The sequence below is a fragment of the Flavobacterium sp. genome, assembly GCF_035299245.1.
Lineage (GTDB): Bacteria > Bacteroidota > Bacteroidia > Flavobacteriales > Flavobacteriaceae > Flavobacterium.
In genome coordinates, this window is record NZ_DATGWY010000019.1 from 34,967 (window position 1) to 51,827 (window position 16,861).

General features: G+C 34.9%; 16 protein-coding genes. 5 read left to right on the top strand and 11 right to left on the bottom strand.

Annotated elements, in window-relative coordinates; translation table 11 throughout:
- Positions 1 to 3: 3 nt before the first annotated feature.
- From VK161_RS12840 to VK161_RS12865, 6 genes are all read right to left on the bottom strand, one after another.
- Complete coding sequence (locus VK161_RS12840; protein WP_324215185.1) at positions 4 to 633, bottom strand: DUF2306 domain-containing protein; 630 nt, start codon at positions 631 to 633, stop codon at positions 4 to 6.
- A gap of 105 nt (positions 634 to 738) precedes the next feature.
- Complete coding sequence (locus tag VK161_RS12845; RefSeq protein ID WP_324215186.1) at positions 739 to 2,586, bottom strand: ABC transporter ATP-binding protein; 1,848 nt, start codon at positions 2,584 to 2,586, stop codon at positions 739 to 741.
- Entirely contained in the window at positions 2,586 to 4,313 is a 1,728-nt protein-coding gene (locus tag VK161_RS12850; protein WP_324215187.1) for a phospho-sugar mutase, read from the bottom strand. The genes VK161_RS12845 and VK161_RS12850 overlap by 1 nt, the downstream gene beginning before the upstream one ends.
- A gap of 7 nt (positions 4,314 to 4,320) precedes the next feature.
- Complete coding sequence (locus VK161_RS12855) at positions 4,321 to 4,815, bottom strand: ORF6N domain-containing protein (RefSeq protein WP_324215188.1); 495 nt, start codon at positions 4,813 to 4,815, stop codon at positions 4,321 to 4,323.
- 41 nt (positions 4,816 to 4,856) lie between these two features.
- Entirely contained in the window at positions 4,857 to 5,816 is a 960-nt protein-coding gene (locus VK161_RS12860) for a glycosyltransferase family 2 protein (protein ID WP_324215189.1), read from the bottom strand.
- Entirely contained in the window at positions 5,816 to 6,346 is a 531-nt protein-coding gene (locus VK161_RS12865; protein WP_324215190.1) for a DUF4199 domain-containing protein, read from the bottom strand. The genes VK161_RS12860 and VK161_RS12865 overlap by 1 nt, the downstream gene beginning before the upstream one ends.
- Before the next feature lie 224 nt (positions 6,347 to 6,570).
- Between VK161_RS12865 and VK161_RS12870 the strand changes: the two genes are divergently transcribed.
- Together VK161_RS12870 and VK161_RS12875 are read left to right on the top strand one after the other, a co-directional pair.
- A complete protein-coding gene (locus VK161_RS12870) occupies positions 6,571 to 6,822 on the top strand; it encodes a type B 50S ribosomal protein L31 (RefSeq protein WP_324215191.1) in 252 nt (83 codons plus the stop codon).
- A 126-nt stretch (positions 6,823 to 6,948) separates the two neighbouring features.
- Entirely contained in the window at positions 6,949 to 8,124 is a 1,176-nt protein-coding gene (locus tag VK161_RS12875; RefSeq protein ID WP_324215192.1) for a GlmU family protein, read from the top strand.
- Between the two features lie 4 nt (positions 8,125 to 8,128).
- Here VK161_RS12875 and VK161_RS12880 read toward each other — a convergent pair whose 3' ends face one another.
- Positions 8,129 to 10,096 carry a hypothetical protein gene (locus VK161_RS12880; protein ID WP_324215193.1) on the bottom strand — a complete coding sequence of 656 codons (1,968 nt, stop codon included), beginning with the start codon at positions 10,094 to 10,096 and terminating at the stop codon, positions 8,129 to 8,131.
- A 316-nt stretch (positions 10,097 to 10,412) separates the two neighbouring features.
- On the opposite strand from VK161_RS12880, the gene mtaB reads away from it, so the two are divergent.
- A complete protein-coding gene (gene mtaB, locus VK161_RS12885) occupies positions 10,413 to 11,741 on the top strand; it encodes a tRNA (N(6)-L-threonylcarbamoyladenosine(37)-C(2))-methylthiotransferase MtaB (protein ID WP_324215194.1) in 1,329 nt (442 codons plus the stop codon).
- A gap of 44 nt (positions 11,742 to 11,785) precedes the next feature.
- Here mtaB and VK161_RS12890 read toward each other — a convergent pair whose 3' ends face one another.
- From VK161_RS12890 to VK161_RS12900, 3 genes are all read right to left on the bottom strand, one after another.
- Positions 11,786 to 13,342, bottom strand: a complete 1,557-nt coding sequence (locus VK161_RS12890; protein ID WP_324215195.1) for a VWA domain-containing protein — start codon at positions 13,340 to 13,342, stop codon at positions 11,786 to 11,788.
- 290 nt (positions 13,343 to 13,632) lie between these two features.
- A complete protein-coding gene (locus VK161_RS12895; RefSeq protein WP_324215196.1) occupies positions 13,633 to 13,974 on the bottom strand; it encodes a hypothetical protein in 342 nt (113 codons plus the stop codon).
- Between the two features lie 97 nt (positions 13,975 to 14,071).
- Positions 14,072 to 14,356 carry a GNAT family N-acetyltransferase gene (locus VK161_RS12900; protein WP_414655431.1) on the bottom strand — a complete coding sequence of 95 codons (285 nt, stop codon included), beginning with the start codon at positions 14,354 to 14,356 and terminating at the stop codon, positions 14,072 to 14,074.
- A 105-nt stretch (positions 14,357 to 14,461) separates the two neighbouring features.
- On the opposite strand from VK161_RS12900, the gene VK161_RS12905 reads away from it, so the two are divergent.
- Together VK161_RS12905 and VK161_RS12910 are read left to right on the top strand one after the other, a co-directional pair.
- On the top strand, positions 14,462 to 15,121 hold the full coding sequence (locus tag VK161_RS12905; protein WP_324215198.1) for an alpha/beta hydrolase: 660 nt from the start codon (positions 14,462 to 14,464) through the stop codon (positions 15,119 to 15,121).
- 47 nt (positions 15,122 to 15,168) lie between these two features.
- Complete coding sequence (locus tag VK161_RS12910; protein WP_324215199.1) at positions 15,169 to 16,050, top strand: lytic transglycosylase domain-containing protein; 882 nt, start codon at positions 15,169 to 15,171, stop codon at positions 16,048 to 16,050.
- 159 nt (positions 16,051 to 16,209) lie between these two features.
- Here VK161_RS12910 and VK161_RS12915 read toward each other — a convergent pair whose 3' ends face one another.
- Positions 16,210 to 16,725 carry a DUF2892 domain-containing protein gene (locus tag VK161_RS12915; protein ID WP_324215200.1) on the bottom strand — a complete coding sequence of 172 codons (516 nt, stop codon included), beginning with the start codon at positions 16,723 to 16,725 and terminating at the stop codon, positions 16,210 to 16,212.
- Positions 16,726 to 16,861 lie beyond the last annotated feature (136 nt).

Here is a 16,861-nt window from a genome sequence, read left to right on the forward strand (position 1 = left end):
GCTTTAATTTAGTTTTTTAATGGCTCTTGAGATGAATATTCCACCTATAATTCCTGGTAAACTCCACGCCAAAATAGGAGGAAGAAAGGTGTTGTTTACCACCAAAAATGCCGTAAAAGCTGCAATATAAGCTCCAGTCATTCGGCCAATATGGTTTTTTAACCAGTATTTTTTATCCGTTACTTTTCCGACGTATGCTTTATATTCGGTATAACACAACCGTAAGCTTACAAATCCGAATCCTGCAAAAACCAATCCAAAAAGTTCTTTTGCTATAAGGTATTTACACGCAATATAAAAGAAAATCAGACTGCAAATCACCATTGCAAAGGTCAAAATGGTGTCAAATGGTTGAGGTTTCTGACCTTCGTGTACTTTTTTTAATCGAACCATTCGATAACCCGAAATGGATAAATAAACGGTAAAAACCCCTACTATGAATAGAAATAAATTGGGGTGAACCACTGACAAATAAAACGCACATAACCCGGTAGAAACCATTGCGACAGTAAATAGTTTACCACTGTTTCGATGCAGTTGATCTCCTTTTTTTCTTAGTAAAATATACGTTCCTAAAAGAAGTCCAGTTGAACCCGAAATAATGTGCAGAACTAAAATGATTTGAAACAACATGGTTTTCAGTTTAAATGAATAATGAACCAAAAGTATTCGTTCTTTTTTTGATCACACTATTTTTCTTACTGAACTGTTTTATTTGATTGATGAACTGTTGTTTGACTATTCAAACGATTGTAATGTAACTAAGTTGGAATACGTTCCATTTAAAGCTAATAATTCAGCATGCGTTCCTTGTTCTACAATTTCGCCTTTTTTCATCACCACAATAGTATCTGCTTTTTGAATAGTAGACAAACGGTGAGCAATTACAATTGAAGTTCTATTTTGCATCATGTTTTCCAAGGCAACCTGAACGAGTTTTTCACTTTCAGTATCCAAAGCCGAAGTTGCTTCGTCCAAAATCATAATTGGCGGATTTTTCAATACGGCACGCGCAATGGATAAACGTTGTTTTTGTCCACCTGATAATTTTCCACCTGCATCACCAATATTGGTATCAATTCCGTTTGGTAAATCTTTGACAAATTCATAGGCATTGGCAACTTTCAAAGCATCTACGATTTCTTCATCAGTGGCTTCTGGCTTACCAATTAATAAATTATTTTTTATAGTGTCGTTGAATAGGATAGAGTCTTGAGTTACTAAACCAATCATGTGACGTAATGATTTCATGGTCATGTCTTTGATGTTGATGCCATCAATTTTCACGCTTCCTTCGTTTACATCATAAAAACGCGTCAATAAGTTAGCAATCGTACTTTTTCCGCTACCCGATTGACCTACAAGCGCAACTGTTTTTCCTTTTGGAACTTCTAAAGAGAAGTTTTTTAACACGTTTTCATCTTCGTATTTGAAATTGATTTTTTCAATAGAAAGAGCCGAATCGAACGATTTTTTTTCAATAGCATCAGGTTTGTCGGTGATGGTATTTTCAACTTCCAATACTTCGAACACACGTTGAGCCGCAGACATTCCGCTTTTTACAGCATACGTCGCTTTTGAAATGGCCTTGGCTGGAGTCAATATGTTGTAGGCCAATCCCATATAAGCGATGAATTGTCCGCCTTCTAAAACCGCTTTACCATTGGGTAATTGTTCCACTAATACCATGTTTCCACCGTACCAAAGTAAAACGGCAATGACTACAATTCCTAAAAATTCACTAAAAGGCGAGGCAAGGTTATTTTTTCTACCAATGCTGTTAGCTAATCGTTGTAATCGTGTGGCCGAATCGTCGAATTTTTTTTTGAAAAGAGTTTCAGTATTGTAACTTTTTACGACTTTCAATCCGGATAGAGATTCTTCCACAATCGAAATTAAAAATCCACCTTCAGCTTGACTGCGTTCGGATTTTGCTTTTAATGATTTACCGATTTTGGAAATGATATAACCCGAAATGGGTATAAAGATGAATACAAAAAGAGTCAATTTAACACTGATGTAAAACATAGCTCCAATAGTGAAAAGAATCGTCATAGGTTCTTTTACGATGAGTTCTAATATCGAAAAAAATGAGTTTTGTACTTCTCCAATATCGCCCAACATTCGGGCCATGATGTCGCCTTTTCGTTTTTCAGAATAATACGAAACGGGTAAGTCGATGATTTTGGAATACATAGTATTTCTAAGGTCTCTTAAAATACCATTTTTGAGAATCATCAAATGATTGGAAGCTAGGTAGTTGAAAATATTTTTGAAAAGGAAAGTAGAAATTACAAGTCCAACAACAAGTAATAAGGCATATTGTTTTCCGTTTTCCTGACTCAATGTTGTGATGTAGTAGTACAAATAGTCTTTACCGTATTTGGTTATTTCTGTAATTCCGGTATAAGTAGGTTTTTCCAATACCTGTTGCGCACTGCTAAAAAGTACGTCCAACATTGGAATTAATGCCACAAAAGACAAGGTACTGAAAAGTGCATATAAAATATTATAAATCACATTCCAAACCACATGAAATTTATAAGGCTTTATAAAAGGAATGATTTTCTTTAAATTTTCGTCCATTAGTTTAATTGCATTGCTGCTATGATGTTTTTAATTTTCTCGTCGAGTTGCTTTTCTACACTTTCAATGTCTTCGATGCGCTCTACAGTATCGTTTACACTAAAATAGAATTTGATTTTAGGTTCGGTTCCGCTTGGTCGAGCGCAGATTTTTGAACCATCTTCCAAATAGTAAATCAAGACATTGGATTTCGGTATTGAAAGAGTTTCCATTTCACCCGAAATTAAGTTTCTTGAAGTTGAATTGTCATAGTCTTCGATACAAACCACGCGTTGACCGTTGATTTCGGCAACAGGATTTTCACGTAAGTCAATCATCATTTGATTGATTTCTTGTAAGCCAGAAATTCCTTTTTTAGTCAGCGAAATAAGATGTTCTTTGTATAATCCAAAATCAACATATAAATTCAATAATTCTTTATAGAGTGAACTTCCAGCTGCTTTTGCTTGAGCTGCAATTTCGCATACTAGTAATGTAGCTCCAACAGCATCTTTATCGCGCACAGCATCGCCTACCATGAATCCGAAACTTTCTTCACCACCACCAATAAACTGTAGTTGAGGAAAATCTTTTATGAATTTTGCGATCCATTTGAAACCCGTTAAACCTACTTTGCATTCTACTTCGTAAGCAGATGCCAATTCGAGCATCATCGGAGTAGAAACTATGGTTGAACCAATGAATTGGTTGCCAGTAATTTTGCCAGCGCGTTTCCATTGTTCGAGTAAAAAAGCGGTCATGATTACCATGGTTTGATTTCCGTTTAACAAAATCATTTGTCCATTAGTATCACGAACGGCAACTCCTAAACGATCGGAATCAGGATCGGTGCCGATAACAATATCACCATTTATTTTTTCGGCCAAAGACAAAGCCATTGTCAATGCTTCAGGTTCTTCTGGGTTGGGAGATTTTACGGTTGGGAAATCGCCATTAGGTTCGGCTTGCTCAGGAACTACGTTTACGTCAGAATATCCAGCTTGCGCTAATACATTAGGAATCGCTTTAATTGATGTTCCGTGAAGTGAAGTATATACAATTTTTAAATTCTCTTTAGCAGATGATGGAGTGTTGAAACTCGCATTAGCAATGGTCGACTTACAGAAAGCTTCGTCAATTTGAATATCGATGTATTCGATTAAATTCTCGTTCGCTTCAAATTTGATTTCATTGTAATTTAAAGCTTCAATTTTCTGAATGATTTCGTTGTCTTGCGGTGGAACTAATTGGCCGCCATCTTGCCAATATACTTTGTATCCGTTGTATTCTGGTGGATTGTGCGATGCGGTTAATACAATTCCTGCATGACAATTCAGGTGTTTCAAAGCAAATGACAATTCAGGTGTTGGTCGCATATCCGAAAACAAATACACATGAATTCCATTCGCCGAAAAAACATCGGCGACTACTTTTGCTAAGGTGTTACTATTATGACGGCAATCATAAGCAATAGCTACTTTTAGTTGCTCATTCGGAAACGATTGAATCATATAATCAGACAAACCTTGAGTATTTTTACCTAAAGTGTATTTGTTGATTCGATTGGTTCCAACTCCCATTACACCGCGCATTCCGCCTGTTCCAAACTCTAAGTTTTTGTAGAAACTTTCTTCCAATTCCTTCGGATTTGAGGTCATCATTTCTTTAATCGCGTTTTGGGTCTGCTCGTCAAAAGCGGGTGTTAACCATTCGTTTACTTTGTCTAAAATGTTTTGTTCAATGTGCATAATCGTATTATTTATAACCAATTTTTGGTCGGTCTTTTGTAGTAGTGTTTTGTTGATTTTTGTCCATCAAAAAGTTCAATATTTTGTATATATCAGGCAATTGATTTTCAATGTCTTCTACTTTTTTACTTATTTCTTCTAAACTCAAAATCGAATTTCGTAAAAGAACAAAAATGCGCATAATTGCGATATTGATTTTTATTGCTTTTTCTGAATTTAAAATACTGGAAAGCATGGCAATTCCTTGTTCTGTAAAAGCAAAAGGTTTCGACCCACCAAATTTACTCTTTGATGGTATCACAAATTGTGACACCAAGCTTTCAATTTCGGTTTCTGATAATTCAAACATAAAATCATCAGGAAAACGGTTGATATTTCTTTTTACAGCTTGCTTTAAAACTCTTGTTTCAATTTCGTAAAGTAGTGCTAAATCATAATCGAGCATTACTTTTTGGTTTCTAATAAAATGAATTTTATTAGTAATTAGTTCAATATTCTTCATTTGGCAGATAATAATTGTAAAGGCGATTAAAAAAGTGTTTTTTATTTCATGTTAACTTCAGTAGCAATTTTATAGCGTTCTTCGTTGTTTTTGGTTCGTAAAATAATTTCCCCTAAGAAACCTGCTAGAAATAATTGTGTGCCAATTATCATGGCAGTTAATGCGATGTAAAACAAAGGATTACTAGTTACTAATATGGTCTCAAATCCAGAATAAAGTTTTATTAATTTTACTACAATGATAAATGTAGTGGATATAAATCCAATGACAAACATCAAAACGCCAACAGCTCCAAATAAATGCATTGGACGTTTTCCGTAGCGCGATAAAAACCAAATAGTGATTAAATCTAAGAAGCCATTGATGAAACGATTGATGCCAAATTTGGATTCTCCGTATTTTCGGGCTTGGTGTTTAACGGGTTTTTCACCAATTTTTCCAAAGCCAGCATTTTTAGCTAAAACTGGAATATAACGATGCATTTCGCCCGAAACCTCAATGTTTTTAATGACAACATTTTTATATGCTTTTAGGCCACAATTAAAATCGTTTAGCTGGACACCAGAAGTTTTTCGGGCGGCCCAATTGAAAAGTTTGGAGGGCCAGTTTTTAGTTACAACTGAATCGTATCTTTTTTTCTTCCAACCAGAAACCAAATCAAAATTCTGATTCAATACCATGTTGTAAAGCTCGGGTATTTCATCTGGACTGTCTTGCAGGTCAGCATCCATGGTAATAATCACGTCTCCTTTTGCTTTGGCAAACCCAGCGTGTAATGCTTGAGACTTACCGTAATTTCGTAGAAATTGTATGCCTTTTACATTTGAATCTTCAGCCGAAAGACGTTCAATAGTGTTCCAAGAATCATCAGTACTACCATCATCAATAAAAATAACTTCGTACGAAAAATTATTTTCATTCATGACTTTGACAATCCAAGAATGAAGTTCAGGTAACGATTCTTGCTCGTTTAATAATGGGATAACTATGGATAAATTCACTATTCTTTGTAGGCTGGTTTAGATTTAAAAATTGCAGCAAGTATAATCCCAAAAACAGCACTAAAAATCATACTAAATACGGATCCTTTTAATTGTTCAATTGTTGAGAATTGATCAGATTCTTGCAGTTTTTTTATTGTTTCATTGATGCTGGCACTAGGAGCATCAAATTTTTCCATCATTTCAACGGTTGATTTTATAGATAATTCTTTGATAGCATCTTTGGCCGAAGGATCAATAAAATTAAAAAGAAGTATATTGAAAACAACTGAAATTAAAATACCAACTACTGCTGAAATGAAATAGGTAGTGAAGGCATCTTTAAATGAAAAAACACCACCTAATTCTTTTTTGGTTTTAGATAGCAATACAACTCCAATAATAATGTAAAAAGCGATTAAACATAAGCCTACCCATACTGAAGTGAATAAATTCAAATCAATTGTATACATTAACGTTGTGATTAGGATTGATATAACTCCAGTTATAATTCCAAAAGTTATTCCGTTTTTCTTAACTATTTCATTCATGGTTTTAAGTTTTTAAATAATCTACAAATATAGTAATTCCGTTATTACTAAAGTTAGTTCGGTATAATTAAAAAAAGTTACACTTTAGTTTGATTTTTAAAAAATAGTTGTATTTTTGCACACTCAAATAAAAATAGAATAATTAAAAGTTGTAGCCAGTTTATACCTTTTGAAATAAAAGCTTCAAAACGAACTACTTCATAACAAATAAAAGATTTACAAAAATGAAAAAAGGAATTCACCCAGAAAATTACAGATTAGTTGCTTTTAAAGACATGTCAAACGAAGATGTTTTTATTACTAAATCTACAGTAGAAACTAAAGAAACTATCACAGTTGATGGTGTTGAATATCCAGTGTACAAAATGGAGATTTCTAGAACTTCTCACCCTTTTTACACAGGTAAATCCAAACTTATTGATACTGCAGGACGTATTGATAAATTCAAAAACAAATACGCAAAACACGGAAAATAATAGTTTTAAGTGTTCAAATTTTATTAAAGCCTTCCAATTTATTGGAAGGTTTTTTTATTGAAATAAATTGTAACTTTGAGACCAATAGTTACCAACAAGTCCTAACTTGTTTTTCAATACATAGATATGAATTATATTTTATTCGACGGAACCGTTCGCAATGCGCTTCTACCTTTTACATTTACGCGCCCTGTTGCTGAAATTAGAATTGGAATTTTAACCATTCGTGAAAAATGGGAGAAATACCTGGGTTATACTACCACTACATTGACTGAAGAATACCTCTCTGAAAAATATCCGATGGTAGAAATGGAAGATAATATCATGATTAATGCTTCTTTTTTACCTAATGATATACTTTCTGAAATGGTTAGAAATCTCGAAAAAAATCAAGCTATATTTAAAGGTGAAGAAGTAATTGCATTTTATACTAATGATACTCAGGATGAAGTTGATTTTGATAATTATGAAATTTTAGAGTTCAATGAAGATTGTCTTACAGTAGAGCATACTTGGGATATTTTTGCCAAAAATGACGCCGCTTTGCGAGAAGATTTTGAATTGATAACGGAAGGAAGAAGTTCACAACCGATTCCAAAATCAGTTAATGTTCTTTCTCCTGAAAACATTTTTATTGAAGAAGGAGCGAAGTTGGAGTTTGTGACTTTAAACGCATCAACCGGACCGATTTATATTGGTAAAAATGCCGAAATTATGGAAGGTTCTGTGATTCGCGGTCCATTTGCTTTGTGCGAAGAAGCGCAAGTAAAATTGGCAACCAAAGTGTACGGGGCAACTACTGTTGGGCCACATTGTAGAATAGGTGGAGAAGTAAATAATTCGGTTCTTTTTGGGTATTCTAATAAAGGGCACGACGGATTTTTAGGGAATTCCGTCTTAGGAGAATGGTGTAATATTGGTGCGGATAGTAATAACTCAAATCTGAAGAATAATTATGAAGAAGTAAAATTGTGGAGTTATGAAACTGAAAATTTCGCCAAAACAGGTTTGCAATTTTGTGGATTAATGATGGGAGATCATAGTAAATGCGGAATCAATACGATGTTCAATACCGGAACTGTAATTGGTGTGAGTACTAATATTTTTGGCTCAGGTTTTCCTCGCAATTTTGTGCCGAGTTTTTCTTGGGGCGGAGCAGCAGGTTTTACAACTTATTTAACTTCCAAAGCGTTTCAAACAGCAAAAATAGTGATGTCACGACGCCATGTTGATTTTACCGAAGAAGATGCAAAGATACTTGAGCATGTTTTTGAGGAAACTAAAAAATATAGAAAAGAGTAGTCAATTATTGACTACTCTTTGTTTCTCTTATTTCAAGTGAGGGATTTATTGTTGGTTCTGAAGTGGTCATGTTTTTCCCAGCTTGGCTTTCAAAATTCATTTCTTTTTCAACTATTTTTAAATCGCGATTCAAAGGTTTAAAACGCATATCTGAATATCTTGAAACTTGTCCGTTTCGTTCTTCATCAGCTCTAAAAGCCACAATTTGATACGAAAATGAAACGTTAGAATTGCCATTTTGTAATTCTTTTACTTCAAAACTAGTGGCTGTTTTATTAAAAACATACACTCCTTTACAGTCGCCTTCTAATTGAATGAAGACTTTCATTGGGTGCGTTTCATCTACTCGTATGTTTTTGGTAAGCACTGGGTCAATGTCAATTTTAGCATAACCATTAGTAAGGTTTCCAATGCCGTAATCTTGGAATAAAGCTTCTGGAGCTTCTGGAGCTGCCATGATGCGCTCTTTTCCTTCGTTGTCTTGAACTAAAGTATTCACCGTTCCAAAGCCTAAAATTTTGTAAACCACATTGTCAACCACAGAGCCCACAGTGGCAACTGCGTTGATTCCGCCACCGCTGCTCACATAAAATAGTCCTCCCATTCTGTCAATTGTGGTTGAAAACCCATAATTTGATCTACCTTCAACACCAACATACTCACCACCAGCAGTAATTCCTTTGCCGGCTTCAGGAACAGCGCCTATAGCACCTAGCGTAAACCATCCTAAGTTAGTTCCGATTCCTCCACTCACAACATTTAAGGCAGTTGCAGTTGGATTGGTGTAGTAAAATGTAGCACCCAAGTCCCGGTGTACGGTAAGTCGACTCACAAATGTTCCACCAACTAAATTACCAGCTACTGTGTTGGGTGTGTTATTGAGTGAAAATTCAAATTGACCGCCAGGATTGTAATTGAACATCGCGGGATAATTACCACTTGACATTTGTCGAGTTCCTCCATTGTAATAGCTGTTAAAATAGATTCCAGGCCAGTCGGAAACCATAGCCATCCCTAATGAGTTAGGTGTTAAGTTAAAAGTAGCCACCGTATTACCAACCGCACCTTGAGTTTGTAATCTAGCTCGGTCTGGAGCTGTTGTTCCTATTCCAGTATTTCCATTAGCCACAATTAATCCGTAGTTGTTTGTTCCTCCTAATGCCTCAAAATATCCTCCGTAATTTATTGTTGTTCCAGTGCCTGTTGCAGCACCATAAACTCCATAACGTGAACCAGCTGTTCCAGTAGAAATATTATAGCTTCCAAAAGAGCCGCCAAAATAAGTGCCACCATTGTTGATTGCTCTTGATCCCATATAGCTGCCTTCAAAATAGCCACCGTATCCGTAACCAGGATTGTTCAACGCTCTCCCATATAAACCAATACCGTCTGTGTTTCCAATAAAGGTGTTTTCTGAAAAAGTAGCTATTGCTGCTGAAGTTGGAGTTACGATATGTGTTCTATAAAGCGGGTTTCCAGTTCCAATGCCAATAAATCCTGAAGTTTGTTTGACGCGAAAACGCTCAATGTTGTTCGTTCCAAATACGATGTCATTAGCATCAGTCGTTCCTAAAAAATTTTCTGTACCAGCAATTGTGGATGTGCCATAAGTGATTGGAAGAGCTGGATCGTTTGTGGACGTGTTTCCGTTTAAACTCCAATCTCTAGAGTTGTTTCCGGTAAAAGAAATCCAATTCACACCATCCCAATAATAATAACCTGGACTTACCCCGTTGATACCAGCTACAGTTGAGGTATTGTAAACCAATGTTGATGTAGTTAAAGCACCGCCTTGTGGATTAACAACAGGAGCAGCAACATTATTGGCAGTCAAAGCTACTCTTGGAATTAAAAAACCATTTGTAGTTGAGTTTACATCGAGCATTCCGTTGGGAGTTAGTGTGTTTATCCCTATTTGTGCATACGACAAAACAGAGATGAATAACGCTAATAAAGTAGTACTTTTCTTCATAATTAATTCATTTTCATTTATATACTAATAAATGTAACTTCTTTAGTTGGTTTCTAAAATAGAATATCGATTAGTGGCGTATTTAATCGATTAAAAGCAAATTATTATTAATCAAAAAGTTAATATGGTGAAAATTAAATTAATTAGTAGTTTTTTTCTTAGGGAAAATGCATTTAATAAGTTAATTATAAGAATTATCCGTAAAGCTTGAGTATTTAATAAACTTTTTAATCAGATTTGAATTTTGAAATGAATATTGTGTTTAAATTTGCAGTCTCAATTTTTTGACAACGATTTCATTAATTGAGGCGTATTTATGGAAAACAAAAAAAGAGTAGCCTTCTATACTTTAGGCTGTAAATTGAATTTCTCCGAAACTTCTACTATCGCGAGAAATTTTCAAGATGAAGGTTTTGATCGTGTTGACTTTGAAGAAGTGGCCGACATCTACGTTATCAATACCTGTTCGGTTACCGAAAATGCTGATAAACAATTCAAACAAGTAGTAAAAAAAGCGCTCAAGCTAAACGATAAGGCTTTTGTTGCCGCAGTGGGTTGCTATGCTCAGTTAAAGCCTGAAGAATTAGCAGCTGTAGATGGCGTTGACTTAGTTTTAGGTGCTACCGAAAAATTCAAAATCACCGATTACATCAACGATTTGTCCAAAAATGATTTGGGTGAAGTACATTCCTGCGAAATTGAAGAAGCCGATTTTTACGTTGGAAGTTATTCCATTGGAGACCGAACGAGAGCGTTTTTAAAAGTACAAGATGGTTGTGATTATAAATGTACGTATTGTACAATTCCTTTGGCACGCGGAATTTCACGCAGTGATGCGTTGGAGAATGTATTGAAAAATTCCTACGAAATTTCACAACAAGGAATTAAAGAAATTGTGCTCACCGGAGTAAATATAGGTGATTACGGTAAAGGTGAATTCGGAAATAAAAAGCACGAACATACTTTTCTCGATTTGGTGAAAGCCTTGGATGAGGTGGAAGGAATTGAACGTCTTCGAATTTCGTCAATTGAACCCAATTTGTTGAAAAACGAAACCATTGAATTTGTGGCTCAAAGCCGCACTTTTGTTCCGCATTTTCATATTCCGTTGCAAAGTGGAAGCAATGAAATTTTAGGAAAAATGAAACGTCGTTACCAACGCGAATTGTATTCGGATCGAATTGCTAAAATTCGTGAAGTAATGCCTCATGCCTGCATTGGTGTCGATGTGATTGTCGGTTTTCCTGGTGAAAGCGATGAACATTTCTTAGAAACGTATCATTTTTTAAATGAATTGGATATTTCGTATCTGCACGTTTTTACCTATTCTGAAAGAGACAATACAGAAGCGGCTGAAATGAGTGATGTTGTGCCGATGAATGTACGATCAAAGCGAAGTAAAATGTTGCGCGGACTTTCAGTAAAAAAACGCCGTGCTTTTTATGAAAGTCAAATTGGAACGAATAGAACTGTACTTTTTGAAGGTGAAAATAAAGAAGGTTACATCCACGGATTTACCGAAAACTATGTTAAAGTAAAAACACCATGGAACCCAGAATTGGTTAATACTTTACATGATATTCGTTTGACGCACATTGATGAAGATGGAAGCGTTCGAATGGAGTTCATGAATGTTGAAGTATAATATAAACCCTGAAATAAAGACTATTTCAGGGTTTTTTATTAGGATTAATTTACTGATTCTACTAATCGAATGAATTCGGAACGATAACCGTCTTCATCATTGGATAATCCCGAGCGAGCTAATTTTTTGATTGCCTCAGAAGAAGTGTTCGAAATCAATTTAGACTCTCTTAATGTAAGTCCAAACCAAGCTACTGCTGAGCTGAATCTAAAATCAGACGAACAACTGTTTAAAGCTACCGATTGGTCTTCAATCGTTTTAATCATTTCAATACTTTTCTCACCATTGGGTTTTTTATATCTGAATTTGATGGTGGCCAGTTCTTCATCATAATTGCTTTCGTCTAATTGTACTTTGGTGTATTTTAAATCGGAAGGAACAAAACTGCTTTCAACTCCAGTTGGGATTATTTCATACAAAGCAGTCACCGAATGGCCACTTCCTAATTCGCCCGCATCGATTGCATCGTTTTTAAAATCTTCAGCATTGAGTTTTCGGTTTTCATAACCAATTAAACGATACGCTTGTACGTGTTTAGGGTTGAATTCAATTTGGACTTTTACATCTTTGGCTATGGCAAACATCGAACCTTTGAATTCTTTTCCTAAAAACCGATTGGCTTCCTGGATGTTATCGATGTAAGCGTAATTTCCGTTTCCTTTATCGGCCAAAATTTCCATTTTGCTGTCTTTGTAATTGCCCATTCCAAATCCTAAAACGGTCAAAAACACACCCGATTTTCGTTTTTCTTCAATCAAATCTTCCATTTCATTATCCGACGACATGCCTACGTTAAAATCACCGTCAGTTGCCAAAATCACGCGATTATTTCCTTCTTTGATGAAATTTTCTTCAGCAATTTTATAGGCCAATTCGATTCCTTCTCCGCCAGCAGTGCTTCCTCCAGCTTCCAGTTCGTCAAATGCATTGATGATGGCTTGTTTTTCACTTCCAGAAGTTGGCTCCAAAACTACACCAGCCGAACCCGCATAAACCACGATGCTTACTTTGTCTTTTGCTCTGAGTTCTTTCACCAAAACTTCCATGGATCTTTTTAATAAGGGCAATTTGTTTTCGTCGCTCATCGAACCTGAAACGTCAATTAAGAAAACCAAGTTGGAAGCGGGCAAATTGGATGTAGAAATGGTTTTTCCTTGCAACCCAATTTTAAGTAGTTTGTGATTGGAATTCCACGGACTTTCACTGTATTCAGTAGCGATGGAAAACGGATGTTCGTCGGTGGGTTGCGGATAATTGTATTTAAAGAAATTTACCATCTCTTCAACACGAACTGCGTCTTTGGGTACTTTTTGTCCATTGTTGATGAATCGTCTAATGTTGGTGTACGAAGCATTATCAACATCAATGGAAAAAGTAGAAAGTGGTGCTTTTGTAGGTGATTCAAAGGGGTTTTCAGTCCATTCAGCATAACTTTCAGTATTTTCATTAGCGGTAGTAACATCCTGAAAATCTTCAGGTAGTGCGGGTTCTTGTGCAGCATCAGTAATTATGCTTGTTTCGGATTCTATGTTTTCTGCGTTTTTGCAATGGGTCAAAAAAAGCAATAGGAATGCCGTTAAATAAAAAGGATACTTTTTCATTTAATAAAAGGTTTTAGAAATTTGTGATTGATTTTTGTACTCGAAATAATTTCTGGCATTCCGGATTTACCTTGAAAATTACCTCTTTTTTCGCTAATTCAAATTTGATGCCAAGATTTTTGCATCATACTGAAAATTTATAAATAGCCTGATTTTATTGAAGATAATTGATTGTAATAATCAAAAAAGTTGAGTATTAATTAAAGCTTTGCTTTATTGTTTAAAAAATAATCAAAAATTAAATTTTAGATTTTAAAGTAACTTTAAAATAGGAATTTTAAACTTTCATTTTAATATTTCGAATGAAACCGAATCTTTGTAATTCGAAAAACGGTCTCACTGTATTGCTCGATAAATTCGTACTTGTGTCTGCCTGGTTGTTTGAAATTGATGATTTTATCAGCTGAAACTTCATAGTATCGGTTGTTGCCTTCCATCATAAATTTCAATCCGTTTTTGCGATAAGCCGAACGAATCAAATCAAATTCAGATAAATTCCAGGTAGTGTGTTCCGCATCAATATCGTCTATTTCTGAAAACAAACCTTCAGAAACTTCCGTTTTACAACCATAGTACTTTTCGATGGTTTCGAAAAAAGCAATAATTTTTGAATTTAAATCGTCGGAGTTCATTTGATAAATATACTAATTTTCTAAAAAGAAAAATTCCAAATTCTACTTTCGTAATGAAACCAGAATTTGGAATTTGTTTATAACTTTAAAATTAAACTTATATTTTAATTCCGGGAGGCAATAAATCTCTGTAAGTAGTATTTTTTCTCATAAAAGCAGCAATTTTTGGCAAAATGGGAACTACTTTTAGTTTGCGTTCGTAGGCGATTTCCATAATGTTCTTTAGCAAATCAGAAATGAATTCCTCGTTATCAAACCCTTCGAAAGTATTAATTCGCGTCAGAAATATTTTTTTCTCTTGAAATGAATATTCCACAGAAATCATCTTTCCCTCAATTAAAGTCTCAAATTGCCTAGCAAATGTATTGTCTTTAATTTCCATCTTTTCTAAAATTAACGGTGTTTCCATAATCAATTCAATCAAATATTTTAATTTTATGCAAATTTCGGAATAATAAATTGATTAATCGAATTTAGTACGTTAAAAATGAATAAAATCCCCGTTTATTTTGTGCCTGGCATGGCAGCCAACACAACTATTTTTGAAAACATCAGTTTGCCAGCCGAACAATTCGAAGTAATTTTCATTCCTTGGAAACTTCCCAAGGGTAAAGAAACCATTCAGAACTATGCCAAAAGAATGGCTAAAGAGGTCAAACATGAAAATGCAGTACTAATTGGTGTTTCATTTGGTGGAGTAATGGTGCAGGAAATGGCGGCTTTTTTAAAACTTCGAAAATTGATTATTATATCCAGTGTGAAATCGAGTTCTGAATTACCGCGTCGTATGAAAATCGCCAAAACAACTAAAGCCTATAAACTATTGCCAACAAGTTGGCTGAAAGACGTTGAAAAGTTCGTCAAATATGCTTTTGGAGATAATTTAAAACGCAAATTGAAGCTGTACGAAAAGTATTTGCACGTTCGTGATAAAGGTTATCTCGATTGGGCTATTGAAAACATGATGTGTTGGGAACGAGCCAATTGTGATCCTAATGTGATTCATATTCACGGCGATGCTGATGAGGTTTTTCCAGTTAAACACATCAAAAAATACATTAAGGTAAAAGGCGGAACTCATGCCATGATTCTCAGTAAATACAAATGGTTCAATGCCAATTTACCAAAAATTATTACCGAAGAATAGGCTTTTCGGTCTGGTTTTTGTACATTGCCATAACAAAGAAAATGATTATGAAAAGACTAAAGTATTTTGGGTTGGCCGCATTGGTTGTGGTTTTGAGTAGTGTGTTGATTTACAGTGTAGATAGAGATGAAGTTCACTTGGGTTCGTCGATGTATGTACCAGCCGATGTGAGTTTCTCTAATGAAAAAGCACCGTTGGAAGTCTACGATGTGAAAGAACGTTTTGAACGCGAACTGTTAGTCAATGCCAATTTACACTCATCAACTATATTAATTATCAAAAGAGCCAATCGGGCATTTCCTGTTATCGAGCCGATTTTAAAAGAATACAATGTTCCAGACGATTTCAAGTACTTGGCTGTAATCGAAAGTTCGTTGACCAATGCTGTTTCATCTGCTGGAGCACGTGGTTTTTGGCAATTTATGGAAGGTACGGCTAAAGAAAGTGGAATGGAAGTAACACTAACTGTTGACGAGCGCTATCATTTAGTAAAATCAACTCACGCAGCTTGTAAATACTTGTTAAAAGCCAAAGAAAAATTCGGAAGTTGGACATTAGCCGCTGCTTCCTACAACGCTGGTATGGCCGGAATCGCCAATCAAATAGAATCGCAAAAAGTGTCCAATTACTATGATTTATTGCTTAATGAAGAAACGTCTCGTTATGTTTTCAGAATCTTAGCATTAAAACAAATTATGGAAAATCCGCAAAATTTTGGGTTCGCAGTAAACAAAGACGATTTATACGAATTGCTTCCAACCAAAAAAGTAGAAGTTGATTCTACTATTAATGATTTAGCCGATTTTGCCAAAACACAAGGCATCAATTATAAAATTTTAAAACTGCACAACCCTTGGCTACGCGATAAGAAATTGCCGAATCCAACGAAGAAGTTATATGTGATTGAGATTCCTACGGAAGGATATTGAATTAGACTGTAAGATTTTAAGATTGTAAGACAGTATGACTGTAAAACAATTAAATAAAAAAAACACTTTCAAATTTACTGAAAGTGTTTTTTGATTTTATGCCTATAGAGCAAAATCTTACAGTCTTACAGTCCTAAAGTCTTACAGTCCCAAAGTCAACTATATTTTTTTCAGTTGCTCCTTCATCATCGCAATCTGATCTTTCAACATGCCTTGTTTGTCTAATTTCTTAACTTCTGCGATTAAATTAGTAGCTTCAAGTTTTCGTCTTCTTGACATTGCAACACCAGCCAAATTCAGTTTAGCTACGGCCAAATCCATGTCCATATTCAACCCTAATTCAATTGCTTTTTTGAAGAATTTTTCAGCTTGAAGTAGGTTTGTTTGTGACAACATCAATCCTTGTAAATAATTATAGTAACCTTGTTGTTTTTGAACCAAAGCCGTTTCTGGATTTGAAATTTTGGCTAACCATTTCTTAGCGCCATCAAAATTTTGCTTTCTCAATTGTAAAAAAGCCAATAAAATAAATTCGTTTTTAAAGTAAAGAAACAACGGAACTAACGATAAAAAAATCAGGAAAATTCCGTTTCCAATGTTGCTTTCTGTGAATTGCCAAACGGCTGCCACTATAATAAGAGCGACTAAAATTAATTTGATATTTCTGTGAAACATAATAGTGTTTTTTTTGAGGTGACAAAGATAATAAAAGCAATTTAAAATATTTTTAAAAAACTACTTGCAAGTAATAAAAATCGTTGTATATTTGCACTCGGTTTTAAAAAGACCTCTAAAACGAATAGTACACGAT